Raw genomic sequence first — 23,704 nt, 5'->3', positions numbered from 1 at the left:
TCAGCAGATCCGCGGCAGCTGCTCGCCCAGCGGCAGATCGACGACCCGGGTGCCGCCCAGCGGAGTGCGGGCCACGACCATGCCGGGGTGCGTCTCGACGGTCTCCCCGATGATCGCGGCACCGGCTCCCAGCGGATGCGCACGCATCGCGTCCAGCACCGCGTCGGCGTGCTCGCGGGGGACAAACGCCACCAGCTTTCCCTCGTTGGCGACGTACATCGGATCCAGACCCAGGATGGCGCAGGCGTTGGCGACGGCCGACGGCACGGGGATCGCGCGCTCCTGGACGACGATGCCGGTGCAGGAGGCGGTGGCGATCTCGCACAGGGCGGCGGCCAGCCCGCCGCGGGTGGGGTCGCGCAGCACATGCAGATCGGGCGTGACCGCGAGCATGGACTCGACGAGGCCGCCGAGGGCCGCGCAGTCGCTCTCGATCTCGACGCCGAACTCCAGGCCCTCACGGACGCTCATGATGGCCACACCGTGCAGACCGATGTCCCCGCTGACGATCACCACATCGCCGGGGACGACCCGCTGCGGACGCAGATCGACGTCCGGCGGGATCAGGCCGATGCCGGCGGTGTTGAGGTAGACGCCGTCACCGTGGCCCGCCTCGACGACCTTGGTGTCACCGGTCGCCACCTCGACCCCGGCGGCCCGCGCCGCCGCGCCCATGGCGTCGGCGACCCCGGCGACCACCGGCATCTCGACCCCCTCCTCCAGGATGAAGCCGCAGGAGAGATAGGACGCTCTGGCGCCGCTCATGGCGAGGTCGTTGACGGTGCCGTTGACGGCGAGGTCGCCGATGCAGCCGCCCGGGAAGAAGAGCGGCCGCACGACATAGGAGTCGGTGGAGAACGCCAGGCGGACGCCCCCGAGGGACACCGCGGCGGAGTCGCCGAGCTGGGCGAGGATCTCGCCGCCGAAGGCGGGGGCGAAGATCTGCTGGACGAGTTCGGCGGACAGCGCACCGCCGCCGCCGTGCCCCATGACGACCCGGGGCTGGTCACGGAGCGGGGTGGGGCAGGTCCAGCCGGAGATGTCGACGGTGGGCAGACCGCGGTCGGCCGGGGTGGGGCCACCGGGGGTGGGGTGCTTGGTGTCAGGCAACGGGGCTCGCCTCCTGCGGGGTGGGCGTGATGCCGAGTCGGCGGTAGAGGTAGTAGGCGGCGCAGGCGCCCTCGCTGGAGACCATGGTGGCGCCGAGCGGGGAGCGCGGGGTGCAGGTGGTGCCGAAGGCTTCGCACTCGTGCGGTTTGATCAGCCCCTGGAGGACTTCTCCGCTGCGGCAGGCGGCGGGTTCGCGGGTGGTGATGCCGTCGACGGAGAAGCGGTATTCGGCGTCGTAGTCGCGGTAGCGCTCCGACAGCCGCCAGCCGCTGGCGGGGATGGTGCCGATACCGCGCCACGAGCGGTCGGTGACCTCGAAGACATCGGCGAGCATGGCTTGCGCGGCCGGGTTGCCCTCGCTGCGGACGGCGCGCGGATAGGCGTTGTCCACGGAGTGTTCGCCGCGCTCCAGCTGGCGGACGGTGCGGCGGATTCCCTCCAGGATGTCCAGTGGTTCGAAGCCGGTGACCACGATGGGCACCTGGAAGCGGTCGGCCAGTTCGGGGTACTCCCCCAGGCCCATCACACTGCACACATGGCCCGCGGCGAGGAACGCCTGGACCCGGCAGCTGGGCGACGTCATGATCGCCTCGATGGCGGGCGGCACCCGGACGTGGGAGACCAGCATGCTGAAGTTGGGGATGCCGAGCTTGCGGGCCTGATGGACCGTCATGGCGTTGGGAGGTGCGGTGGTTTCGAAGCCGATGCCGAAGAACACCACCTCGCGGTGCGGGTTCTGCTGGGCGATCTTCAGGGCGTCGAGCGGGCTGTAGACCACCCGGACGTCACCGCCCTGGCCGCGCACCTGGAAGAGATCGCGGTCGCTGCCGGGGACGCGGAGCATGTCACCGAAGGAACAGAAGATCACGTCGGGGCGGGCGGCGATCTCCAGGGCCTTGTCGATGACCTCCAGCGGCGTCACACAGACCGGACAGCCCGGCCCGTGGATCAACTCGACCTGATCCGGCAGAAGTTGGTCGATACCGTGCCGGATGATGGTGTGTGTCTGCCCGCCGCAGACCTCCATCAGGGCCCAGGGCCGGGTCGCCGTGGCCCGGATCTCGTCGAGCAGCCGCCGGGCCAGCTCGGGGTTCTGGAATTCTTCGAGGTACTTCACCGGCTCGCCTCCCGCGCTCCGTCGTTGCGGACGGCCGGGGGTGTGCCGCCCGCCCCGTCCCATCCCTCGGGGGCGGCAGCCGCCTCCCAGGGGTCGCCGAACTCCTCCTGGAGCAGGCCCAGTTCCTCGAACAGGGCGAGGGTGTGCCGGGCGGATTCCTCGTCCAGCCGCTGTAGCGCGAAGCCGACATGGACGATGGCGTACTCACCGACTTTCAGGTCGGGGACGTACTCCAGGCACACCTCCTTGACCACACCGCCGAAGTCGACGGTCGCCATGCGGGTGCCGTCCCGTTCCTCGATGTCCAATACCTTGCCGGGTACCGCCAGGCACATGGGGCCTCTCCTCGTCGTGGGTACGTTGCGTCCGCCGCGCCGCGGTGCCGCTCAGCGCACGGCGGCTCCTGCCGTGCGCGCCGCCACGACGATCTGACCGAGCGCCAGTCCCCCGTCGTTGGGCGGGACGCGGCGGTGGCGCAGGACGGTGAAGCCGTCCTCCCGCAGGAGGCGGGCGGTGGTCTCGGCCAGCAGGGTGTTGGCGAAGACCCCGCCGGTCAGGGCCACGGTCGTCAGGCCGGCCCGCTCCCGGGCCGACGCGCAGCAGCGCCGGACGAGGTCGGCGACCGCGGTGTGGAAGCGGGCCGCGATCAGCGGGACGGCGGTGCCCGCACGGAGGTCCTCGACGACGGCGGTGAGCACCGGCGCCGGGTCGGCGACGAGGTCGGCGGCCGCCGGTCCGGTCTGCCCGGCGCGCAGCGCGAACGTGTAGCCGGGGCCGGGGTCCTCGCCCGCGCTCAGGGCCGCGGCTTCGAGGGCGACGGCGGCCTGGGCCTCGTACCCGGCCTGGTGGCAGACCCCGGCCAGCGAGGAGACGGCGTCGAAGAGCCGGCCCATGCTGGAGGTGGGCACGCAGTTGAGGTTCCGTTCGAGCTGCCGGGCCAGCAGCCGCCGCTCGTCCGGTGGGCAGGCCGCCACCGGGGGCAGCTCCGCGGCCCAGTCGATACCGGCGGCGCGCAGGTGGGCGAGGGCCATCCGGTAGGGGCGCCGTACGGTGGTGTCGCCGCCGGGCAGCGGCACGTAGGCGAGCTGTCCGAAGCGGCGGTAGCCGTCGTAGTCGGCGAGCAGGATCTCGCCGCCCCAGATGGTGTGATCGTCGCCGTAGCCGGTGCCGTCGAAGGCGACCCCGATGACCGGGTGGCCGTCGCGGAGCCCGTGTTCGGCCATGGCCGCGGCGACATGGGCGTGGTGGTGCTGGACGCGGACCAGCGGCCGGCCGTCGGTGTGGCACTGCGCCCACCGGCCGGAGCGGTAGCCCGGATGCCGGTCGGCGGCGAGGAGTTGGGGGCGTACCCCGGTGACCGTCTCCAGATGCTCCTCGGCCCGCTCGAAGGCGAACTGGGTCGCCACATCGTCCATGTCGCCGATGTGCGCGGACAGCCAGGCACGGTGCCCTTCGGCGAGGCAGAACACGTTCTTGAGGTCGCCGCCGGTCGCGAGCGCGGGCCGGACCGGCACCGGGAGCGGGACCGGGAACGGGGCATAGCCGCGGGAGCGGCGGACGAACAGCGGCTCCCCGTCGCTGATCCGGACCACGGAGTCGTCGCAGGGAATCCGGATCGGCCGGTCGTGGGTGAGCCAGGCGTCCGCCAGGTGCGCGAGGCGCCGTACGGCCTCGTCATCGTCGGTGACGATCGGTTCGCCCGCGACATTGCCACTGGTCATGACGAGCAGCCGGGGCCCCGGAGGGTCGCCGGGCAGTCCGAGGAGCAGGTGGTGCAGCGGGGTGTACGGCAGCATCACGCCCAGGTCGGGGCTGCCGGGGGCGACGGCGTCGGACAGCGTGGGTGCGCCGGGGGCCGGGGCGGCGGGATGCGGGGTGCGGCGCAGCAGGACGATCGGGCGCACCGGCCCGGTGAGCAGTGCGCGCTCCTCCGCCCCGACGCGCACCAGATGGGTCACCTCGTCGACATGACGGGCCATCAGGGCGAAGGGCTTGTCGCCGCGGGCCTTGCGATGGCGCAGCAGGGCGACGGCGGTGTCGTCGGAGGCGTCGCAGACGAGGTGGTAGCCGCCGAGACCTTTGACGGCCACGATCGCGCCGTCGGCCAGCAATTGCCGGGTGTCGGCGACCGGGTCGGTGCCGGGGGCCGGGCGCGGTGGGCAGGCGCGGTCGGCGGGGTCCGCGGTCAGCAGCCGCAGCCGGGGGCCGCAGTCATGGCAGGCGATGGGCTGGGCGTGGAACCGCCGGTCGCCCGGGTCCGCGTACTCCCGCGCGCAGCGGGGGCACATCGGGAAGCGGTCCATGGTCGTCAGCGCCCGGTCGTAGGGGATCGCGGTGACGATGGTGAAGCGCGGCCCGCAGTGGGTGCAGCTGAGGAAGGGGTGCCGGTGGCGGCGGTCGGCCGGGTCGGTCAGCTCGTCGAGGCAGGCCGCGCAGGTGGCGGCGTCCGGGGCGACCAGGGTGCGGGAGGGGCCGTGGGCGCGGGAGGGGAGGATCCGGAAGCCGGAGTCGCCGGCCACGGCGATGTCCTGGCCGTCGACGGTCTCCACGACGGCCAGCGGCGGGGCCTCGCCGCTGAGGCGTTCGCCGAAGCGGGCCAGCGCCGCGGGGGCGCCCTCGACCTCGGCGACCACGCCCTCACCGGTGTTGGTCACATGGCCCGTCAGGCCCATTTCGGTGGCGAGGGTGTGGACGAACGGACGGAAGCCGACGCCCTGGACGACACCGCGCACGGTGATCCGGCGGCGTGCGGCGGTGGGAGGGGCCGTCACGGTGCTCCCCTCGGCCTGCCGGATGGTCATGAGCGGCTCGACGCCACGGTGTCGGGGTCGGTGGTGTGCGCACGGCCGCCCGGTGCCCGGTGCGGGTGGGTGTGTTCCCCGGCGTGGGTGTGCTCCCCGTGCGAGTGGTCCGGCGTGTGGGTGTGCCCCTCGTCGCACGGCTGGCCGTCCTCCGCGTCATGGACGTGGTGGGACTTCCGGGTCATGACCGGGATGTGCACCGGTGCGCCGTCCCGCGCCGCCAGCGCCCGGTCCAGCAGCAGCCCGTCGCCCTCCCCGCCGCGCGCCGAGGTGAGGACGACCTCCACACCGGGGTTGATCTGCTCGACGTTGGCGCGGAACTCCTTCTCGTCGAACGACACCGCATCGGCGATATCGGTCTTGGTGACCACCACCAGATGGGCGAGACCGAAGGCGGTCGGGTACTTCAGCGGCTTGTCCTCGCCCTCGGTCACCGACGCCAGCACGACGCGCAGTGCCTCCCCGAGGTCGTAGGAGGCGGGGCAGACCAGATTGCCGACGTTCTCGATGAACAGCAGCCGGGTGTCCGCGGGCAGCCAGCCGTGCAGGTGCCCGCCGAGCATCTCGGCCTCCAGGTGGCACAGCCCGTCGGTGAGCACCTGTTTGACGGGTACTCCGGAGCGGGCCAGCCGGACGGCGTCGTTCTCGGTGGCGAGGTCGGCGGTGAGCGCCGCGACGGGAATGCCCCGGCTGCGGGCGAGGGTGAGTTCACGTTCCAGGAGCGCGGTCTTGCCGCTGCCGGGGCTGGAGAGCAGATTGACGAGCGCGGTGCCACGGGCGGCGAGGTCCTCGCGCAGGGTGTGGGCACAGGCGTCGTTCTTGGCAAGGACCGCCTGTTGCAGGTCGACGACACGGCACATGGTTCAGCGCTCCTCGTGGGTCGGTGCGTGTACCGGGGCGTCGTTCCAGCACACACTGACGATCTGCAATTCCCGGCCGGACAGCAGCTCGGCCGTGGCTCCGCCGCAGCCCGGACAGCTGAGCTGCGGCGGCATGCCCACCGGCCAGGTGTCCGCACAGGGCTCGCAGCGGGCGCGGGCCGCGACGGGTTCCGTCACCAGCTCCGCGCCCTCCAGCACCGTTCCGGCACAGGCGAGTTCGAAGGAGAAGGCCAGCGCGTCGGGGACCACCCCGGCCAGTTCCCCGACCCGCAGCCGGACGCTGTGGACGGCGGTGGCCCCGGCGGGCCGGGCCGCGCTTTCGACCTGGTCCACGACCGCAAGCGCGATGGACATCTCGTGCATCGGTCCCTCTCTGGTGCGGGGACGACCGGGTGCCGCTCGGCTTCATTAGACGGCGCGGCCGGAGGGCGGCCGGGGTGCCTCGCCGGGGCGGCGCGGTGGCGTACACCGTTCGGTGCAGCGCCGCCCCGTCACATGGCGCGGATGCGCAGATAGCGTTTGAGGTCGGGCAGCATCGACTTCACGATGAGAGCGAGTGCGGCGGCGAGCGCTCCGCTCAGGGCGAGCTTCAGCATGGTGTCGTGTTCCTCTCACTGGTGTGCGGTCCGGCGGCGGCCGGGGTCGGTTCCTCCGCGCCGACCAGCCGCAGGATGAGCTGTACGGCCTCGTCGACCGCGGCGTCGACGGGTTCGCTGAGCCCGATGCCTTCGGCGACATCGGCGGGTTCGCAGCCGACGACCAGGACGCGCTCCGGGCGCCGGCCGCCGGTGCCCGCGCTGAGGGTGTCCAGGAGCGCGAGCACGGCGTCGGGGGTCATGTGGTGGCCGTCCAGCGCGGTGTCCGGCGGGCGGGCGGCGGGTGCGGTGGCGTCGAGGAGGTAGACGGTGCCGGGATCGCCGCCGCGCGCGGAGGCGTCGACGAGGAGCACGGTGTGGTAGCCGTCCAGCATCTGGTAGGCGAGGTGCACGCCCCGTACGCCGACGTCGACGACCTCGACCCCGTCGGGGAGTTGCCGCTCACCGAGCCGGCGGACGGCCTCGACGCCGAAGCCGTCGTCGCCGAGGAAGATGTTGCCGACGCCGGCGATCAGCGTCTTCGCGGGCCGCCTGGCGACGGATGCCTCGGGACTCACGCGTCCTCCAGGGGAGCGACTTCGTCGGGTTGGAAGTACAGGAACCGGCCCTGCTCGCGCCGGATGTCGGCGCCCGGGTCGCCCTCCACGGTCACCGCGAGGTGCACCCCGCCGTCGACGTCGTGCAGGACCGCCTCGACCTGCGCGGTGCGGCCCTGGAGGAAGAGGTCCTGGGCGTCGGTGCGCCGCAGGCCGGGGCGCAGCAGTACCCGGCTGCCGGCGCCGACCGACCGCCCGTCGAGGGTGATCCGGTCGCGGACGGGATCGACGCTGCGGTCGCTCTCCGGGTCCCACCAGGGGGTGTCCGGGCGGACGCCCGGCACGTCCGGGGCGAGCGTGTCCGGGGCGGCCGGGCCGGGTCCGGTGACCTCGCGCAGTGCCCGTACGGCGCCGTGCAGCCGCTCCAGCACCTCGGGCGGCATGGTGTCGGCGAGCTCGATGACCTCGGCGGCGCGGGGGTCGGTGCCGCGGGCCTCGCGCTTCTCCTCGTCGGTGAGGGCCGCGGTGCGCAGGGTCAGGATCTCGTCGATCTCCAGGGCGTCGTAGAGCGCGCCGGGGCTCTCCGGGGCGATGGCCGGGTGGTCCTCCAGGATGATCGGCGCGGAGAGCACCACATCGGTGCGGCCGGACTCGCCGGCCAGCACGGGCCAGGCGTGCTCGTTGCGGCAGGCCGCGACGGCCGCCTTGGCCCACTCCGGCGGGTCGGTCATGGAGACGAACGCGCCCGCGCTCAGGCCGAGGAGGAGATGGGCCCCGACCAGCGAGCGGGGCAGTGCCGCGGCACGGTCGGCGCCGGCGTCGTCCGGTTGCCAGCTACTGGTGTTCTCGACGGTCGCGGTCAGCCGGAACGCCGCGTACGGGCCGTCCAGTTCACTCGCGGTCAGCCGGACCCGGCCGTCGATCCGGGCGGTGTGGCGCACCAGCCGGCCGACGAGCTGTCCGTCGGCGTCATGGACCGGCTCGGTCTCGTCCCGCGCGGGCCGGGTGAACGGGACGGTAACGCCCTCGCCGGTCAGCTTGGAGACATCGGCCGTGAGCGTGACGCGCTCCTCGACACCCTCGTCCCAGGGGACCAGCACCCGGTCGGGCAGTTCGAGTTCGGCCACGGTCTCGAACCCGCCGTCCGGAGAACGGCGTTGGACCGTGCGCCGCTGGGCGCGCAGAAACCGCAGCTCGGCCGAGAGCCGGGCACCGGAGCGGGGTTCCATCAGGCATTCGGTGCGCTGAAAGGAGTGCTCCGCGCTGCCGGCGCCCCAGTGGGGCGGGACGAGCACCCCGAACTGCCAGCGGAGTTGGTTCTTGGCGGCGGACGCGCGGTACGGGTAGAGCACATAGCCCTCGAACAGCACGGCGTCCGCCACCTGACGGGCGGCGGCGAAGCGGTCCGCCATCTCCTCGGGCAGCACGCTGGTCGTCACGGCGCGGTCCTCTCGGTGACGGGGCGGACGGCGGCGCCCGGGAAGAGCCGGGCACGCGGTGCGGGCGGTGGGGTTCCGTCGGCGGCGGCCAGCAGCGACTCGACGGTCGCCTGCCAGGAGGGCAGGGCGTGCCGGGAGCGGTAGGCGAGCAGCGCGTCGAGGGTTTCGCGGGGCAGCCGCAGCCAGCCGCAGCCGGGGAAGTGTGCCTCGGTCATCTCCTGCCAGACGGCCACCGGCATCCGTACGGACGCTTCCTTGTTCCAGGGCACCGGGTGCACCTGGAAGCCGCCCGCGCCGGCGAACACCGTGCCGGAGAACAACAGCAGCAGCGGGACCTCGCCCTCGCGCAGCGCATGGAAGTAGCGGCCGACCGCGACGTCCAGGTCGTAGGTGCAGGGGACCGGGAGATCCACCTCGGTCTCGCCGGTGAAGCCGGGGACGACCAGCGAGACCTGGGCGAACTGGAGCGGGTGCAGGGTGGTGCCCCAGCGGGACCGTTCGCCGAAGAGGTCGGACAGCGCATCGGCCTCGTCGGACCGGTAGCCGCGGCGGGCCGGTTCGATACGGAGCTGGCAGCGCAGCGCGAGGGCGTGCACCCGGGCCGCTTCGGCGGCGGTGATACGCAGCCGGAAGAGGAGGGTGGGGGCGGCCGCGTAGCGGTCGGCGCGTACGCCGGTGCAGACGAAGGACAGCTCGGTCACAGCCGGTCGTCCTCTCTCGGCTCGCGGGCCCGGCGGGCGACCTTGGTGAAGAAGTCGGCGAGCGCGGCACGTGCCTCGGCGCCGCCGTCGAAGCCCTGCCACAACAGGCGCATCCGGCCGACGAGTTCGTAGCAGATGTCGACGGGCACCAAGTAGCAGTCGATCCGTCCCTCGGCGCGCCGCAGCAGCAGCGCCTCCACATCGGGCCGGAGGAGCGCGGCCAGCCGGCTGGCGGAGAGCACGGTCTGCCAGGTCGACGGGTCGAGTTCGCTCTCGGTGGCGCCGGCCGGGCTGGGGTACAGGGCGGCCAGCCGGTCCGGGTCGGCGGTGCGCAGGAAGAAGGCGACACCGACGGGGATCTGGAGCCGGTCCCAGGACGTGTCGTCGAGGGTGTGGCCGGGGTCGACGAAATAGCGGTCGGGGACCGTACGGAACTGTCCCGTGCCGGCGTCGGGCCGGTCGAAGAGCAGCGCGCACGGGGTGCAGGCACAGGCCAGCGCGCGGCGTGCGGTGTCGACCAGATGGCGGTGGTTGTGCTCGGCGAGCACCACGGCGCACAGTTCGCAGCGCTCGGCGGCGGCCGGCACCGGGGCCCGGAAGCGGCGCAGGCCACGGTGGGCGGGCGGCGGTCCGAGGCGCGGGAGCGCCGATGGCCGGCCGCTCACGAGGCGGTGGCGGCGGTCGGCGGGCGACGAGAGATCTGCAACAGCGCCGGCTCGGCCCGTTCGCCCGCCGCCTCCCACCCCATCGAGGTCACCTCGGGCGCGAAACAGGAGACGGCGGCCTCGACGGCCTGCTGGGCCTGTTGGCTGGTGCTCGGGCAGCCACAGCCGCCGGAGTCGGCGGCGCGCAGCCGCAGCGTTCCGGTGTCCGCGTCGAACTCCGCGATTTCGGCGGGGTGTTGGCGACGGACACTGTCCAGGGCGCGGCCGATGCGGGTCGCGGTGTCCTCGGGGTGCAGATCGTGCAGCACCAGCAGGCTGGTCACCAGCTCGTCGCGCAGCAGCGCCGGCCGGGGGCCGTCGTCGCCCGTGGCGCTGCCCATGAGGTGCATGATCCGGGCGAGTCCCGCGCCGTAGAAGTCCATCAGGACGCGGACGAGTTCCTCGGCGGCGGCGCTCGCCTCGCGGTCGTCACGCTGCGCGAGCCGGTCCAGCACCTCTTCCACACGCCGGCCGGTCGCCTCGGCGTTCGGGACGGCGGCGGAGGCGGCGGACGGAGCGGCGGCCTCGGGCACACCGGTCCGCGGTGCGGCGGCCTCTGCCGTGGTGGCGCGGGCGCTCATCCGGAGAGCCCGCTCAGACCGGTGGGCACATGCATCTTCTCCACCGACTTGCCGTTGCCGACGTACATGTGGACGCCACACGGCAGACACGGGTCGAAGCTGCGTACCGTGCGCATGATGTCGATGCCCTTGAAGTTATCCGGGGAGTTCTCCTCGAAGATCGGGGTGTTCTGGACGGCGTCCTCGTACGGGCCGGGGGTGCCGTAGGTGTCCCGGGTGCTGGCGTTCCACGGGGTCGGCGGGTACGGGTGATAGTTGGCGATCTTGCCGTCCCGGATGACCATGTGGTGCGAGAGGACGCCGCGCACCGCCTCGGTGAAGCCGCAGCCGATGGACTCGTCGGGGACCTCGAACTTCTCCCACGTCTGGGTGCGTCCGGCGCGGACCTCCTCCAGGCCCTTCTCCGCGAAGTGCAGCGCCATGGCGGCGGTGTACGCCTGGAAGTAGGTGCGGGCCCGGTTGCGCTCCAGCGCGTTGCTCCACTTGGGGATCTTCCACTCGAAGCGGACCTCGGGCCGCGTCATGGAGCGGGGCAGGTCGATGGTGACACTGTGGCCGGTGGACTTGACGTACGGGGTGTCGACGAGCCCCGACAGGGCCGTGGACCACAGCCGGGCGATCGGGCCGCCGCCGGTGTCCAGTGCCAGATGCTCCTTGCCGTCGAACCAGCGCGGGGACATCACCCAGCTGTACTTGTCGTTGAAGTCCCGCTTCTGCGGGGCGGGGATGGTGTGCTGGTTCCACGGGTGGCGCGGGTCGACGGGGTTGCCGAGCGGGTCGTGGGTGACGAACTGCTCCTGGCCTTCCCAGTCCTGGTAGTAGGAGCTGCCCAGCAGGATCCGGATACCCAGGTTGATCTCGGTGAGGTCGTTGGTGACCAGCTTGCCGTCGACGATGATGCCCGGGGTGACGAACATCTTCCGTCCCCAGTCCGTCATGTTGCGATAGGTGAAGTCGCAGTGGTCCGGGTCATTGAGCGCACCCCAGCAGCCGAGCAGCACGCGTCGCCGGCCGACCTCCTCGTACCCGGGCAGCGCCTCGTAGAAGAAGTCGAACAGGTCGTCATGCAGCGGGACCACCCGCTTCATGAACTCGACATAGCGCATCAGCCGGCTGAGGTAGTCGGTGAACAGCTGGACGCTGGCGATGGTGCCGACACCGCCCGGGTAGAGCGTGGAGGGGTGCACATGGCGGCCCTCCATGAGGCAGAACATCTCCCGGGTGTAGCGGCTGACCTGGAGGGCCTCGCGGTAGAACTCGCCCTCGATGGGGTTGAGGGAGCTCATGATGTCGGCGATGGTGCGGTAGCCGTGGTCGCCCGCGTGGGGGGCCTCGGTGCGCTGGGCGAGCTCCCAGACACCGGGGTTGGTCTCGCGGACCATCTTCTCGCAGTAGTCGACCCCGACCAGGTTCTCCTGGAAGATGTTGTGGTCGAACATGTACTCGGCGGACTCGCCGAGGTTGATGATCCACTCCCCCAGGTGCGGGGGCTTCACCCCATAGGCCATGTTCTGGGTGTACACCGAGCAGGTGGCGTGGTTGTCACCGCAGATACCGCAGATCCGGCTGGTGATGAAGTGCGCGTCACGCGGGTCCTTGCCGCGCATGAAGACGCTGTAGCCACGGAAGACGGACGAGGTGCTGTAGCACTCCGCCACCCGCTTCTGCTTGAAGTCGATCTTGGTGTGGATCCCGAGGCTTCCCACGATCCGGGTGATCGGATCCCAGGACATCTCCGTCAGACCGCTGCCGTCGGCCGCCTTCGTTCTCGGTGCCATCGTGAGTGCCGTGCCCTTCTTTTGCGTGCGCGCGGAGGTGAGGTCGGACGGAGGGTCCGGGGTGCTGCCGGACGGCTACGGGCGGGGTGTGTTCACCACGGTTTCCGGTAGCCGGTGGTCAGTTGGTCGCCACGGTGGCGCCACTTGGGCTCGTGGTCGACGGTCCTGGCCGTGATGCTCCGGAGACGGCGGACGATGCTGCCGTACGCGGAGCTGGCGCTGCTGGAGATCTTGCCGCCGGGCGGCTCGTCCATGAACGGCATGAACTTGTCGGGGAAGCCGGGCATGGTGCAGGCGATACAGATACCGCCGACGTTCGGGCAGCCGCCGATGCCGTCCATCCAGCCCCGCTTGGGCACGTTGCATTTGACCACGGGACCCCAGCATCCGAGCTTCACCAGACACTTGGGCGAGTCGTAGGTGGCGGCGAACTGGCCCTGCTCGTAGTAGCCGGCCCGGTCACAGCCCTCGTGCACGGTCTCGCCGAAGAGCCAGGTGGGCCGCAGCTGGTCGTCCAGCGGGATCATCGGTGCCGCGCCCGTCGCCTGGTAGAGCAGATAGGTCAGCGTCTCCGAGAAGTTGTCCGGCTGGATCGGGCAGCCCGGCACACAGACGATCGGGATCCCGGCCTTGGACGTCCAGTCCCAGCCCAGGTAGTCGGGCACGCCCATGGCTCCGGTCGGGTTGCCCGCCATCGCGTGGATACCGCCGTAGGTGGCGCAGGTGCCGATCGCCACCACGGCGAGCGCCTTGGGGGCGAGCCGGTCGATCCACTCGCTGGTGGTGATCGGCTGGCCGGTCTCCGGGTTGTCACCGAAGCCGCACCAATAGCCTTCCGGCTTGATGGACTCGTTGGGGATGGACCCCTCGATGACCAGCACGAACGGGTCGATCTCGCCGCGTTCGCCCTTGAAGAACCACTCGATGAAGGTGTCCGCGCCATCGACCGGACCGCTTTCGAAATCGATCAGTGGCCAGTGGACGGCGATTTTGGGCAGCCCGGGCAGCACACTGAGCGCGATCTCCTCAATGCTCGGCTGCGTCGCGGCGGTGAGCGACACCGAGTCGCCATCACAGCTCAGGCCGGCGTTGATCCAGAGAATGTGGATCGGGGACTCGTCCTCGGCGGACGGCTTTCCGTTCGCAGCGGCCTTGTCGGCCACGCTCGAAGCTGCGGACATGGGCATGTCTCCTAGGCAGATATGCAACGAAAGCGCTCATTCAAGGCTTCCATCCACCTTGGTAACACCGATTCCCGGACCCGGAGCGGTCACCAGGGGCCGTTGCGGTGACACACCACCCGAGCGTCCGAATCGAAGGCCACAGCACCACAACGGGTCACCGCCGGCGACGGTCACGTTCCGCTGCCGGATGCCGGTCCGCCCCTACGCACCGCACGCCCCCGGCGCACCGTGCGCCGGGGGCGTGCTGTCGTGGCGGAGTCGCCCGCGGCTGTCCTGGTCGCGGTCCACGGACCGGGCCGTCAGCCCAGGGCACCGGCCTCCACCGCGGTCACGTCGAACCGTCCGCCGCACACCCGCAGTCCGCGGCTGCCGGTGGTCATCGACTCCTTGGAGCCGGGCGGGTAGACGAAGACGATCTGCGACTTGGCCCAGCACGGGGTGTCCGAGACGCCCTCGTTGAGGGTGTGCAGCAGGGCGTGTGCACTCTGGCCCGGCTTGAGCCGGACGACACCGCCGGCACCGCCCTCGCGGGTGGCGGGCTTGCCGACGGGCGAGCCGTCACGGTTGATCAGTGAAACGCCCGGGAAACCGCGCAGCGAACAGGCCTTCGTACCCTTGTTCGTGAAGACGAGGGGGTAGCGGATGTTGCCCGCGCCGGCGTCGGCGGCGCCCAGGCGCAGCGACATATTCGCGGCGGTGCAGCGGTCCGAGGTCGCCTCGGCGGAGGTGTGGGCCTCTGCGGCGCTGGGGGCCTTGCCCGTCGGCTTGCCACCGGGCGTGGCCGCCGCCTTCGCCGACGGCCGCTGACCGCCCGCGGAGGACTGCGCTTTCGCACCGGCCGACTCGGCGCTGCCGTGGGACGACGAGGAGCCACCGCTCTCCTTGCCGTGGGACGTGGCGGATGCGGCGGCCGACGAGGGGCGGGATGCGGCGTCGGGGCCGCCCTCACAGGCGGTGAGCGCAAGCGCCGCGACAGCGATCAGCGATCCGGCGGCGACACGACGACCGCGGCCGAGCGTCTTGATGGTGAGCGACATAAGTGTCCCCCTCGTCTGGTAGGTGCGAGCTCTCGTAGTGGGGTGCGGTCCGTCCGTTGCTCGTTCCAGCGTGGCCGTGGGCACTGCCGGTCCGCTAACGAGGCACTAACACACCACTAACGAGCGTGGGTCACCGACACGCCGAAAACCCCGGCAACCGGCGTGACCAGCCGGGATGTGGGGCGTGCCGCTCAGACTCGCAGAAAATTCCCGAATTGCGGATGCGGCACCGCCGGGTTCGGCCGTTCCGTCGACCGAGACCACCGGCCCCACGAACCCCTGCGCGCCCGCTCGTCCCGGTGGCACCGCTCCGGTGTCACCCGCCCGGACTCCCCGAGTTGCGGGCGGAGAGGTGGTGTGGCAGGCGTGCTGCGGATCGGCGAGCGGGGAGTGTGCGCCGTGGCACCGGCGAATCGAGGGTCACGGACGGTGACGCCGCCGGGCCGTCGCGCCGATGGCTCCCGCCCTGCCGGGACGTAGGTGGTCGACGGTGGCGTGGTGCGTCGGCGTACGGGTCGCCGGGACGCAGACGACCGAAAGATGCTGAGGGTCGAAGCAGGCCAGTCCCATGGACTGCGCGACGTCCGCTGCGAAGGCGGAGGCTTCCTCAGCCATGCTCCATCGCATCGGGAAGTAGATCAGCGGCCCCTGATCTCGCCGATCAACGGCCGCAGCCTCTCGAACCCTCCCGGGAGGCGCCAGAACCCCAGAACCTCCGCGGCGCTGCCGTCCGTGACCGGGTCGAAGACCTCATCCGTCATCGGCATCAGCGACAGCCCTCCACTCGCTGCGCCCCGGCTACACGGCGAGTTCCGCACAGGCCACGCCGGCGCCGCTCCTGGGTCGCTGACCTGCACCGGACGGCCCGCGAACGGACACCCGCCGATTACCGTCGCGCCCCCGCATTCGACAGGATGGGCGGCATGACCGAGATCCGCACCCCCCGCCTCATCCTCCGCCGCTGGACCGACGACGACCTCGCCCCCATGGCGGACATCCACGCGGACCCGCTCGTCATGCGCTGGATCGGCGACGGCTCCACCCTCGGCCTGGACCAAACCGCCGAGGAGATCGAGCGATGGGAGGAGGAGTGGGATGACGAGGGCTTCGGCATCTTCGCCGTCGAACTCCTCGCCTCGGGCGAACTCGCCGGATGCGCCGGCCTGTCCGTTCCCGCGTTCCTCCCGGAGGTCCGGCACGAGGTGGCGATCAGCTGGCGCCTGGGCCGGCAGTACTGGGGCCAGGGCTACGCCTCCGAAGCCGCCCAGGCCGTGCTGGAGTTCGCCCTCCAGGACCGCGGCCTCGACCGCGTCATCGCCGTCAACCGGCTCGGCCATGAGTCCTCCCTGAACGTCGTACGCAAGCTCGGCATGGCCTTCGAAAGGGAGGCGACACATCCGGAGTACGGCCATGCACTGACGGTGCACAGCATCGATCTCACGGAGTACCAGGGCTGAGCGGGCCGCCGGCAGCGCTAGCGATTCGATTTCAGAAGCACTAGCCTCCTTTCGCTGCTTCGAAACGCGAATCAGTGGAAGGGGGAGTCGTGCCTGCCCGGATTGCACCGGCCGAAGCGCCGCACTCGTCAGAGGTGGCGGCGGTACTGCACCGCATGATGCCGGGGGACGAGGAGCCGATCGCGCTCTTCCGGCTGTACGCACGCAACCTCCCGCTGGCCGAGGCGCTGCACGCCTGGGGCTCGTACCAGCTCAGCCGGCAACTCAGCCTCGGCCTGCGGGACCGCGAGATCCTCATCGACCGCACCTGCGCCCGCTGCGGCTGCGAGTACGAATGGGGCGTGCATATCGCGCGCTTCGCACCCCGCGTCGGACTGACCCCGGCGCACATCAGCTCCCTGACGCACGGCAACAGCGCGGACGCCTGCTGGACCACCGACCGCGACCGGCTCCTCCTCGACGCGGCCGATGCCCTGCACACCGGCCACGACATCGATGACGCGCTGTGGGAGCGTCTCAGCGCGGAGTTCAGCCCGGAACAGCTCCTGGACCTGCTGATGCTGTGCGGCTGGTACCACGCCATCAGTTTCACCGCCCGCGCCGGCAGGCTCACCCCGGAACCCGGCACACCGAAGTTCGACGACTTTCTCCCTCCGGCCGCACCGAAGCCCTGAAGCACGCCACGGCAAGGCGGGGCCGGCGGCGGACGGCTGCGTGCCAGGTCGTCGGCGGAGAAGCCGACTTGGGGCCGCGGCCGAGCAGCCGCCGCCCTGCCGGATGAGTGGCTCTCGGCAGGGCGTTGGTGTCTGTCTGCCGTCGTGCGTCCGCGTGCCGGAGGCCGTCAGCCGCCGGCTGTCGGTGGCTGGGACAGGTCCAGGTCCAGGGTTTCGTGGGCGCCGGCGGTGAGGGATATCGGGACGGCGTGGGGTGGGTAACCGGCCGCTGTGAGGGTGTAGTGGGCGCCGCTCATGCCGGAGAAGGCGAAGGCGCCGTCCGGTCCGGTGACGGTGTGTCCGGCGATCGCGTCGTCCTCGACGAGGGTCACGGCAGCTTCGGCGAGCGGTCGGCCGTTCGGGCCCCGTACCGTCCCGCGAACGGTGGCCGCCGGCTTCAGGCGGGCGTCCTGGCGTTCCGGTGCGCTGCCGGACAGGTCCACGGCACGGGCCTGCGGCTGGTGACCGGCGGCACTGAGGACCAGGGTGTAGTGGCCGGGCGGCAGTGGGGCAACATCCCAGCTCCCCTCGGCGCCGGAGGCCGTACGGGCCACCACAGCGCCTTCGGCATCGGTGACGACGATGCTCCCGCCGGCCAGCGGGGTGCCCTCGGTGCCGCCGAGCAAGGTGCCGCCCAGTCGGCCGGTGCCGGCGAGGACGAGGTCGAGCCGGGTCGCGGCGCCTTCGCCGCGGTAGGTGGCGGAGGCCGCGTGGGGTGTGTGGCCGGGCGCGGCGCCGGTGAGGACATAGGTGCCGGCCGTGGGGGCGTCGACTGCGAAGTGACCGTCGGCGTCGGCCGTGGCGATGCCGGCCTGGCGGCCCTGCCGGTCGATCAGGGTGATGCTCGCGCCGGGGACCGGGCCGCCGGAGGTGTCCGCCACCCGGCCCCGGAACCCGGCGGGGTCTGCGCTGGCGGCCGTCGCCCCGGAGGACGGCGGGGTGCGGACCTCGTCCGGTTCGGTGACCGGCCGCGCCCAGGACGGCGCCGACTTCACCAGCGGGGCCGGCTGCTCCTCTGCGGCGGTAAGTGCGACTGCGTTACCCGCGGCCATCGGTTCAACTGCTTTGGCCGGGGCGGCCGGTTCGGCTGCTTTCGCCGGGGCGGCCGGTTCGGCTGCTTTCGCCGGGGCGGCCGGTTCGGCTGCTTTCGCCGGGGCGGCCGGTTCAACTGCCTCGGCCGGGACGGCCGATTCGGCTGCGTCGTCCGCTGCGGCGGGGGCAGCGTGTACGGGCGGTGTGGCGGTGAGCGGCGCAGCGGGCATCGCCGGCGGGCGCGCCGCACCCCGCGTTCCATCGGCGTCCACCGCGTCCGCCGCGCCGTCGGTGCTCTGGGCGAGCAGGGTCGGGCGGGACGCCTTGCGCTGTGACGGCAGGAAACACGCCAGCGCGACGCCGACGAGGACGGCGGCCGTGGCGATGAGGAAGGAGACCCGGAAGCCGGCCATCGTGGGCACCGTGACCGGCCCCGTCTTCTGGGACATATCGGCCAGGACCATGCCGATCACCGCGCTGGACACCGAGGTGCCGATGGAGCGCATCAGGGTGTTCAGGCCGTTGGCCGCACCGGTCTCCGAGGCGTCGACGGCCCCGATGATCAGGGCGGGCAGCGAGGAGTACGCCAGACCGATACCGGCGCCGACGACCACCGCGATGATGACGGTCTGCCAGGGGGCGTTCATCAGGCCGATGCCCGCGCCGTAGCCGAGCGCGATGACGAGCATGCCGAGCAGCAGCGAGACCTTGGGGCCGCGCCGGGCGGCGATCCGGGCGTACAGCGGGGCGACGAACATCATCGTCAGACCCAGGGGCGCCATGCACAGCCCGGCCACCACCATCGACTGACCCAGCCCGTAGCCGGTCGACGTGGGCAGCTGGAGCAGCTGCGGCAGCACCAGGGAGATGGCGTAGAACGCCACACCGACCGTTATCGAGGCGAGGTTGGTCAGCAGCACCTCACGGCGCGCGGTGGTCCGCAGATCGACCAGCGGGTCGGCGAGACGCAGCTCCATCGCGCCCCACAGCACCAGGATCACGACCGCAACACCGAAGAGTATGAGGGTGGTCGGCGAACCCCAGCCCCAGTCGCTGCCCTTGGTGAGGGGCAGCAGCAGGGCCACCAGACCGGCCGACAGCCCGAGGGCGCCCGCCACATCGAAGCGCCCCTGGGCCCGTACCGCGGTCTCCGGGACGACGAGGAGGGTGAGCACCATCGACAGCACGCCGAGCCCGGCGGCGCCGAAGAACAGGGTGTGCCAGTCGGCGTGTTGGGCGACCAGGGCCGCGGCCGGCAGGGCGAGCCCGCCGCCGACGCCGATCGATGAGCTCATCAGGCCCATGGCCGAGCCGAGCCGCTCGCGCGGCAGCTCGTCGCGCATGATGCCGATCCCGAGAGGAATGGCGCCCATGGCGAAGCCCTGGAGCGCCCGGCCCACGATCATGGTGACCAGATCACTGGTGAAGCCGCAGACCAGCGAGCCGACGACCATGACCGCGAGGCTGGTCAGCAGCATCCGCCGCTTGCCGTACAGATCGCCGAGGCGCCCCATGATGGGGGTCGAGACGGCACCGGCGAGGAGGGTGGCCGTCATGACCCAAGTGGCGTTGCTGGGCGCGGTGTTGAGCAGCAACGGCAGGTCTTTGATGACCGGCACGAGCAGCGTCTGCATCACCGCGACGACGATGCCCGCGAAGGCGAGGACCGGGACGATGCCGCCGGCAGATCTCCGCCGCCCGCCCACGGCCGGGTCGGACCCCGGGGGCGTGGCCGCGATCTCCGCGGCCCTTGCGGGGAGTTGGTCCGTCGTCGTCCGGGTCATGCGTGCGGCCTCCAGGGCGGCAGAGGTGGATGGATGTCATCAGCGGGTGACGGAGCAGGGGTGAGCAGAGGGAGGCGGACGCGGCCTGGGGTGTGAGCGTCGTCGGGACATGGGACGGCACAGCACGAGGGCGGCGGAGGGATCGTCGGAGGAGCGGTCGAAGTGTGGTGTCGTCTACGGGCATCGGCGTGATCAGGCCGCTGACGAGTGGGGAGTTCTCCGCGCACGGCTGATACGTGCATGACGAACGCTTCTACCCCGGCGTTCTATTCCGCCGTACGACCCGGCACCCGATCCCGGCATCGGTGATCTCCGTCACGCCGCCCCGGCCTTCGCTCTCCCTCAACCCGTGCACCGGACCTCCCCCGTTCGTCCCGGACGCGGCCTCTCCGAGCCCGCCGAGTCCAGTGAACAGCACACCACTGACATCCACCCGAGCCCGAAGTGCCGCGCCTTCGCCGGCCACCGTTCGCGGCTCCCGCACATCCTGCCGCCACCTCAACGCCGAGAGGCGCCGCGGCTCTTCCGCGACGCCCCTGACCTGCACAGCTCACCCACGCATTGCACACACTTCGATATTCAACACCGCACACGCGGTATGTTTTCAGCGGTCGTGATGCACCAAAACATCCTCCGCCTCCCGCGACCGCAACTGCACATCGGACGGGGCGGGATCAGCCGGCGGCCACTCCGGCATCGGCGTCGGCCGCAACCTTCACCACCGCCTTCGCCTGCAGGGCGGCATCGAGTTGGGCACCCCGTTCGGAGTCCAGGTTGAGTTTGGCGAGGATGGCCGGCACGGCGATGCTCGGGAGGGTGTGTTCGAAGAAGACGGTGAGCCGACGACTGAGGTCGGCCCGGTTGGTCAGGGCCTGCGACATCATCTGCAGCCCCGCGAAGGCGCCGACGAACAACTCGGCGGTCTCCCCCACGACAACGCTCTCCAGAATTTCTCCGCGGCTCCGGGCGTCGTTCAGCAAGCCCTCGACGAACCGGGTCCACGACAGCATCGACTGCTTGCGGTCGAGGTGATTGGAGCCCTGCTCCACCGCCAGTCGCGCCGCTCCCCGCTGGATCGGGTCGCTGCGCAGCCGGAAGGCCAGCACCTGGCCCGAGTCGACGAATTCCTGCAGCTTGATCGTCTGCGGCTGCACGGCGATATCGACCACCTGCTCCTCGATCACCGCGAGCGCCAACTGTTCCTTGGAGGCGAAGTGGAAGTACAAGGCGCCCTTCGTCACGCCGGCGCGCTCGAGGACTTCGGCGATCGTCGCGCGGTCGTAACCCTGCTCGTCGAAAACCGACGCAGCCGCCTCCAAGATCACTCGCCGGGTCCGAATCGCGCGGTCCTGTTGTGCCACAGGACGCCTCCTGTCTCTCGATGTCTCTACGTTCCGCAACAGTTAGCTACAGCTCAAGTCGTCGCTCGATCAGCTACTTTCCCCTTTTCGACGGCCCGGCATTGAAAATAAAACCGGATGGTACGTATCTTATCAGCGATGTAATTCCACCCGTAGCGACGCCTGGGGGTAGTCATGAGCGACACGATGCAGGTCAGCACTGTTCAGCCCAGGTCTCCACACCAACTGCCGGCCCCCGTCGGGGACCGGGCGACCGGACCGCGGAGCCCCCACGGCGCCCAGGTCCCCCAGGAGTTCGTACACCGCCCTCTCGCCGACGACATGCTGGTCACCTCATGGCGCCGGGTCGGTGACACGCGTTTCTCGCTGACCGCCCAGTGGCCGCACGATCACGGTTACTTCACCCCCAATCGCGGGCGACACCATCTCATCCTCACGGGTGAGACCATCCGTCAGGCCGGGTTGTTGCTCTGCCACGCCGAACTCGGTGTCCCGCTCGGCCACCACTTCATCCTCGGCGACCTCGTGTACACCACCCACCCCGAGCATCTCGCGGTGGGAAGCGGGCCCACGCCACTGACCATCGACGTCCTCTGCAGTCGGACGCGTATGCGGGCGGGCACGCTGACCAGTGGCCGCTTCGACATGACCTTCCGTAAGGCGGGCCGGATCGTCGCGACCGGCCACTCCGACGTCACGGTCACCTCACCCGCCGTCTACCGCCGGCTCCGCGGCGATCGACTGAGTGCGCGGCACACCCCCGGCCCCCTCCCCGCCCCCGTTCCGCCCCGGCCGACCGGCAGCGCCAAGGAACACGACGTCCTGCTCTCCCCCACCGGCCGGCCCGACCGCTGGCTGCTGCGCATCGCGCCCGGCCACCCCGCGGTGGTGAACCCGGCGAACGACCATGTCCCCGGCATGGTGCTGCTCGACGCCGCCCAGCAGGCCGCCCGCACCCTCACCTCGCCCGGCGCCTTCGTCCCGTACGCCTTCGGGACCGTTTTCCACCGGTACGCCGAGCACGGCACCCCCTGTGTGATCGAAGCTCACCGCGTCCCGTCGGCGCTGCCCTGCACCACCACGGTGCAGGTGACCGGCTTGCAGAACGGCAGTCCGGTCTTCGTCTCCACCCTGACGGCGTTGGACCCACGGGACTGACGACCCGTTCTCACGGCGGACCGTTCGCCGTCGGCCGACGCACCACGCGGAGCAGCCGGCCCGGTCCGGCCACGTCACCACCACACCACTCGACAGTCCTCGGGGGCGGTATGCCCACCACCGGCACGTGAAAGGCCAGACCACCATGGGTGAACTCAAGGGAAAGACCGCGCTGGTGACGGGATCCAGCCGGGGTATCGGCCGGGGCATCGCGCAGCGCCTCGCCGCCGACGGGGCACTGGTCGCCGTCCACTACCGCAGTAATGACACCGCGGCCAAGGAAACGGCCGAGAGCATCCTCGACGCGGGCGGCCGGGCCTTCATAATCGGTGCGGAACTGGGTGTTCCCGGTGATGCCGAGGCGCTCTACGCTGCGTTCGACGAGGGGCTGGCGGCGTACGGCGCCGAGCCCGGTCTCGACATCCTTGTCAACAACGCGGCGATCAGCATCCCGGGGCACATCGACGAGGTGACGCCCGAGGACTTCGACCGCACCCTCGCGGTCAACACCAAGGCCGTGTTCTTCATCGCCCAGCACGGTCTGCGGCGGATGCGGGACGGCGGACGCATCATCAACGTCTCGTCGGCGGTGACGAGTACGGCGTTCCCCTCGACCATCGCCTACAGCGTCTCCAAGGGCGCGGTGGACGCCTTCACCCTCACCTTGGCGAAGGATCTCGGAGCGCGGGGCATCACGGTGAACACCCTCGCCCCCGGCTTCATCGAGACCGATATGAACGCGTCGATGCGGGCGACTCCGGAGGCGCACGCCGCGCTGGCCTCCCTCTCGGTGTTCAACCGGATCGGCCAGCCCCAGGACATCGCCGACGTCGCCGCCTTCCTCGCGTCCGACGAGTCCCGCTGGATCACCGGCCAGCGCATCGATGTCACCGGCGGCTCCATGCTCTGAGGCCGTCGGCCCCCTGGGCCCGCGTGCAGCGGCAGCCGCTTCAGGCGTCGTGGAAGACCAGGCCCAGGGAGTGCCGCCGGCCGGAGCGGACGGTGCTCACACCGTGGCGTACGGGGCCGGCCGACCAGCCCCGGGCGGAGCGTACGGGGCGGTCGCGGGTCGTGAAGATCAGTCCGTGGCCCTGTGGCAGGACGGTGCTGGTGCCGCGGGACTGGGCGCGCGGCCGCTGCTCGACGAGGAGGAATTCGCCGCCGGTGTAGTCGGTGCCCTGCTCGTCCAGGCCGATGACGACCTGGAGGGGGAAGACCATCTCCCCGAAGATGTCGCGGTGCAGCGCGTTCCAGTCCCCCGCGCCGTAACGCAGCAGAATCTGCGAGGACTTGGTCTGCCCGGCTTCGTGGCACATGGTCAGCCACTCCTCCAGGGTGTCCGGCCAGGGGGCCGGTCTGCCGAGCTTGTCCGCCCAGTCGCGGGCGATCTCCCGCAGGTGCGGGTAGAACGCCTCGCGCAGGGCCTGGACAGGTGTGGGCAGCGGGTCGGCGAAGTAGCGGTACTGGCCCGAGCCGAAGCGGTGCCGTGCCATGTCAATGGTCGAGCGGAAGCGGGCCCGGCTGGCGGGGTCCGTGCCGTCGACCGCGGCGGATCCGTCGTAGAGCGCGCTGAGGGCACGGCAGTCGGCCGGAGTGAGCAGACGTGGCGTCACCGCGCAGCCCAGGGTGTTCAGTTCCTCGGCCAGCGCCGTCCAGTCGGCGGCCGTGACGCGCCGGGCGAGGGTGCCGGGGCGGGTGTGGCGCTCGGTGGTCGCAGTGGTCGTGGTGGTCATG

At 71.3% G+C, this 23,704-nt stretch carries 24 protein-coding genes; 4 read left to right on the top strand and 20 right to left on the bottom strand.

Features of this window, described 5'->3' with window-relative positions:
- From hypE to TU31_RS40325, 17 genes are all read right to left on the bottom strand, one after another.
- Complete coding sequence (gene hypE / locus TU31_RS24615; protein ID WP_042158903.1) at positions 1 to 1,056, bottom strand: hydrogenase expression/formation protein HypE; 1,056 nt, start codon at positions 1,054 to 1,056, stop codon at positions 1 to 3.
- 46 nt (positions 1,057 to 1,102) lie between these two features.
- The gene (gene hypD, locus TU31_RS24610) at positions 1,103 to 2,227 is read right to left on the bottom strand and encodes a hydrogenase formation protein HypD (RefSeq protein WP_042158259.1); all 1,125 of its coding nucleotides are present in this window, start codon (positions 2,225 to 2,227) and stop codon (positions 1,103 to 1,105) included.
- Entirely contained in the window at positions 2,224 to 2,562 is a 339-nt protein-coding gene (locus TU31_RS24605; RefSeq protein WP_042158258.1) for a HypC/HybG/HupF family hydrogenase formation chaperone, read from the bottom strand. The genes hypD and TU31_RS24605 overlap by 4 nt, the downstream gene beginning before the upstream one ends.
- Before the next feature lie 51 nt (positions 2,563 to 2,613).
- Entirely contained in the window at positions 2,614 to 5,028 is a 2,415-nt protein-coding gene (gene hypF, locus TU31_RS24600) for a carbamoyltransferase HypF (RefSeq protein WP_042158257.1), read from the bottom strand.
- Complete coding sequence (gene hypB, locus TU31_RS24595; RefSeq protein ID WP_042158256.1) at positions 5,025 to 5,888, bottom strand: hydrogenase nickel incorporation protein HypB; 864 nt, start codon at positions 5,886 to 5,888, stop codon at positions 5,025 to 5,027. Before hypB ends, hypF begins: the two co-directional genes overlap by 4 nt.
- A 3-nt stretch (positions 5,889 to 5,891) precedes the next feature.
- Positions 5,892 to 6,272, bottom strand: a complete 381-nt coding sequence (locus TU31_RS24590) for a hydrogenase maturation nickel metallochaperone HypA/HybF (protein ID WP_042158255.1) — start codon at positions 6,270 to 6,272, stop codon at positions 5,892 to 5,894.
- Positions 6,273 to 6,400: 128 nt separating this feature from the next.
- Positions 6,401 to 6,505 carry a DUF6893 family small protein gene (locus TU31_RS40775; RefSeq protein WP_423606229.1) on the bottom strand — a complete coding sequence of 35 codons (105 nt, stop codon included), beginning with the start codon at positions 6,503 to 6,505 and terminating at the stop codon, positions 6,401 to 6,403.
- Entirely contained in the window at positions 6,499 to 7,062 is a 564-nt protein-coding gene (locus TU31_RS24585) for a hydrogenase maturation protease (protein WP_042158254.1), read from the bottom strand. The genes TU31_RS40775 and TU31_RS24585 overlap by 7 nt, the downstream gene beginning before the upstream one ends.
- Complete coding sequence (locus TU31_RS24580) at positions 7,059 to 8,453, bottom strand: hypothetical protein (RefSeq protein WP_370682765.1); 1,395 nt, start codon at positions 8,451 to 8,453, stop codon at positions 7,059 to 7,061. The genes TU31_RS24585 and TU31_RS24580 overlap by 4 nt, the downstream gene beginning before the upstream one ends.
- A gap of 23 nt (positions 8,454 to 8,476) precedes the next feature.
- Positions 8,477 to 9,181: a DUF6084 family protein gene (locus tag TU31_RS24575; protein WP_042158252.1), complete on the bottom strand. Its 705-nt coding sequence runs from the start codon at positions 9,179 to 9,181 to the stop codon at positions 8,477 to 8,479.
- Positions 9,178 to 9,846, bottom strand: coding sequence for a DUF5947 family protein (locus tag TU31_RS24570; RefSeq protein WP_042158251.1), 669 nt, complete (start codon positions 9,844 to 9,846; stop codon positions 9,178 to 9,180). The genes TU31_RS24575 and TU31_RS24570 overlap by 4 nt, the downstream gene beginning before the upstream one ends.
- Positions 9,843 to 10,466 carry a NifU-related iron-sulfur-binding protein gene (locus tag TU31_RS24565; protein ID WP_181018654.1) on the bottom strand — a complete coding sequence of 208 codons (624 nt, stop codon included), beginning with the start codon at positions 10,464 to 10,466 and terminating at the stop codon, positions 9,843 to 9,845. Before TU31_RS24565 ends, TU31_RS24570 begins: the two co-directional genes overlap by 4 nt.
- Complete coding sequence (locus TU31_RS24560) at positions 10,463 to 12,244, bottom strand: nickel-dependent hydrogenase large subunit (protein ID WP_042158250.1); 1,782 nt, start codon at positions 12,242 to 12,244, stop codon at positions 10,463 to 10,465. The genes TU31_RS24565 and TU31_RS24560 overlap by 4 nt, the downstream gene beginning before the upstream one ends.
- Before the next feature lie 92 nt (positions 12,245 to 12,336).
- On the bottom strand, positions 12,337 to 13,425 hold the full coding sequence (locus tag TU31_RS24555; protein WP_042158249.1) for an NADH-quinone oxidoreductase subunit B family protein: 1,089 nt from the start codon (positions 13,423 to 13,425) through the stop codon (positions 12,337 to 12,339).
- Positions 13,426 to 13,727: 302 nt separating this feature from the next.
- Positions 13,728 to 14,465 (bottom strand): DUF4232 domain-containing protein, encoded by a 738-nt coding sequence (locus tag TU31_RS24550; protein WP_042158248.1) that lies wholly within the window; start codon positions 14,463 to 14,465, stop codon positions 13,728 to 13,730.
- Positions 14,466 to 14,885: 420 nt separating this feature from the next.
- Entirely contained in the window at positions 14,886 to 15,080 is a 195-nt protein-coding gene (locus tag TU31_RS37065) for a hypothetical protein (protein WP_158894639.1), read from the bottom strand.
- Between the two features lie 23 nt (positions 15,081 to 15,103).
- Positions 15,104 to 15,232, bottom strand: coding sequence for a hypothetical protein (locus TU31_RS40325; RefSeq protein WP_275451856.1), 129 nt, complete (start codon positions 15,230 to 15,232; stop codon positions 15,104 to 15,106).
- 156 nt (positions 15,233 to 15,388) lie between these two features.
- Between TU31_RS40325 and TU31_RS24545 the strand changes: the two genes are divergently transcribed.
- Positions 15,389 to 15,922 carry a GNAT family N-acetyltransferase gene (locus TU31_RS24545; protein ID WP_042158247.1) on the top strand — a complete coding sequence of 178 codons (534 nt, stop codon included), beginning with the start codon at positions 15,389 to 15,391 and terminating at the stop codon, positions 15,920 to 15,922.
- 89 nt (positions 15,923 to 16,011) lie between these two features.
- Positions 16,012 to 16,596, top strand: coding sequence for a carboxymuconolactone decarboxylase family protein (locus tag TU31_RS24540; protein WP_042158246.1), 585 nt, complete (start codon positions 16,012 to 16,014; stop codon positions 16,594 to 16,596).
- Between the two features lie 167 nt (positions 16,597 to 16,763).
- Here TU31_RS24540 and TU31_RS40465 read toward each other — a convergent pair whose 3' ends face one another.
- Positions 16,764 to 19,451: an MFS transporter gene (locus TU31_RS40465; protein ID WP_042158245.1), complete on the bottom strand. Its 2,688-nt coding sequence runs from the start codon at positions 19,449 to 19,451 to the stop codon at positions 16,764 to 16,766.
- 674 nt (positions 19,452 to 20,125) lie between these two features.
- The gene (locus tag TU31_RS24530) at positions 20,126 to 20,812 is read right to left on the bottom strand and encodes a ScbR family autoregulator-binding transcription factor (RefSeq protein ID WP_042158244.1); all 687 of its coding nucleotides are present in this window, start codon (positions 20,810 to 20,812) and stop codon (positions 20,126 to 20,128) included.
- 174 nt (positions 20,813 to 20,986) lie between these two features.
- On the opposite strand from TU31_RS24530, the gene TU31_RS24525 reads away from it, so the two are divergent.
- Complete coding sequence (locus TU31_RS24525; RefSeq protein WP_078885933.1) at positions 20,987 to 21,970, top strand: ScbA/BarX family gamma-butyrolactone biosynthesis protein; 984 nt, start codon at positions 20,987 to 20,989, stop codon at positions 21,968 to 21,970.
- Between the two features lie 145 nt (positions 21,971 to 22,115).
- Positions 22,116 to 22,880: an SDR family oxidoreductase gene (locus tag TU31_RS24520; protein ID WP_042158242.1), complete on the top strand. Its 765-nt coding sequence runs from the start codon at positions 22,116 to 22,118 to the stop codon at positions 22,878 to 22,880.
- A gap of 40 nt (positions 22,881 to 22,920) precedes the next feature.
- On the opposite strand, the gene TU31_RS24515 is transcribed toward TU31_RS24520, so the two are convergent.
- Complete coding sequence (locus tag TU31_RS24515; protein ID WP_181018653.1) at positions 22,921 to 23,703, bottom strand: 2OG-Fe(II) oxygenase; 783 nt, start codon at positions 23,701 to 23,703, stop codon at positions 22,921 to 22,923.
- Position 23,704: the final 1 nt, after the last annotated feature.

Origin of the sequence: Streptomyces lydicamycinicus, assembly GCF_000829715.2 — a bacterium.
GTDB lineage: Bacteria > Actinomycetota > Actinomycetes > Streptomycetales > Streptomycetaceae > Streptomyces > Streptomyces lydicamycinicus.
The sequence above is the reverse complement of the archived record's forward strand: the minus strand, read 5'-3'. Positions and strand labels throughout refer to the sequence as shown.

What these genes read in the sequence shown, in the direction of transcription:
- TU31_RS24580 (WP_370682765.1), bottom strand. Translation starts at nt 8,453, where the DNA reads ATGGCGGACCGCTTCGCCGCCGCCCGTCAGGTGGCGGACGCCGTGCTG.
- TU31_RS24565 (WP_181018654.1), bottom strand. Translation starts at nt 10,466, where the DNA reads ATGAGCGCCCGCGCCACCACGGCAGAGGCCGCCGCACCGCGGACCGGT.
- TU31_RS24525 (WP_078885933.1), top strand. Translation starts at nt 20,987, where the DNA reads ATGAGCGACACGATGCAGGTCAGCACTGTTCAGCCCAGGTCTCCACAC.
- TU31_RS24555 (WP_042158249.1), bottom strand. Translation starts at nt 13,425, where the DNA reads ATGTCCGCAGCTTCGAGCGTGGCCGACAAGGCCGCTGCGAACGGAAAG.
- TU31_RS24590 (WP_042158255.1), bottom strand. Translation starts at nt 6,272, where the DNA reads ATGCACGAGATGTCCATCGCGCTTGCGGTCGTGGACCAGGTCGAAAGC.
- TU31_RS24560 (WP_042158250.1), bottom strand. Translation starts at nt 12,244, where the DNA reads ATGGCACCGAGAACGAAGGCGGCCGACGGCAGCGGTCTGACGGAGATG.
- hypF (WP_042158257.1), bottom strand. Translation starts at nt 5,028, where the DNA reads ATGACCATCCGGCAGGCCGAGGGGAGCACCGTGACGGCCCCTCCCACC.
- TU31_RS24515 (WP_181018653.1), bottom strand. Translation starts at nt 23,703, where the DNA reads ATGACCACCACGACCACTGCGACCACCGAGCGCCACACCCGCCCCGGC.
- TU31_RS40325 (WP_275451856.1), bottom strand. Translation starts at nt 15,232, where the DNA reads ATGCCGATGACGGATGAGGTCTTCGACCCGGTCACGGACGGCAGCGCC.
- TU31_RS40775 (WP_423606229.1), bottom strand. Translation starts at nt 6,505, where the DNA reads ATGCTGAAGCTCGCCCTGAGCGGAGCGCTCGCCGCCGCACTCGCTCTC.
- TU31_RS24520 (WP_042158242.1), top strand. Translation starts at nt 22,116, where the DNA reads ATGGGTGAACTCAAGGGAAAGACCGCGCTGGTGACGGGATCCAGCCGG.
- hypB (WP_042158256.1), bottom strand. Translation starts at nt 5,888, where the DNA reads ATGTGCCGTGTCGTCGACCTGCAACAGGCGGTCCTTGCCAAGAACGAC.
- TU31_RS40465 (WP_042158245.1), bottom strand. Translation starts at nt 19,451, where the DNA reads ATGACCCGGACGACGACGGACCAACTCCCCGCAAGGGCCGCGGAGATC.
- TU31_RS24550 (WP_042158248.1), bottom strand. Translation starts at nt 14,465, where the DNA reads ATGTCGCTCACCATCAAGACGCTCGGCCGCGGTCGTCGTGTCGCCGCC.
- TU31_RS37065 (WP_158894639.1), bottom strand. Translation starts at nt 15,080, where the DNA reads ATGGCTGAGGAAGCCTCCGCCTTCGCAGCGGACGTCGCGCAGTCCATG.
- TU31_RS24545 (WP_042158247.1), top strand. Translation starts at nt 15,389, where the DNA reads ATGACCGAGATCCGCACCCCCCGCCTCATCCTCCGCCGCTGGACCGAC.
- TU31_RS24605 (WP_042158258.1), bottom strand. Translation starts at nt 2,562, where the DNA reads ATGTGCCTGGCGGTACCCGGCAAGGTATTGGACATCGAGGAACGGGAC.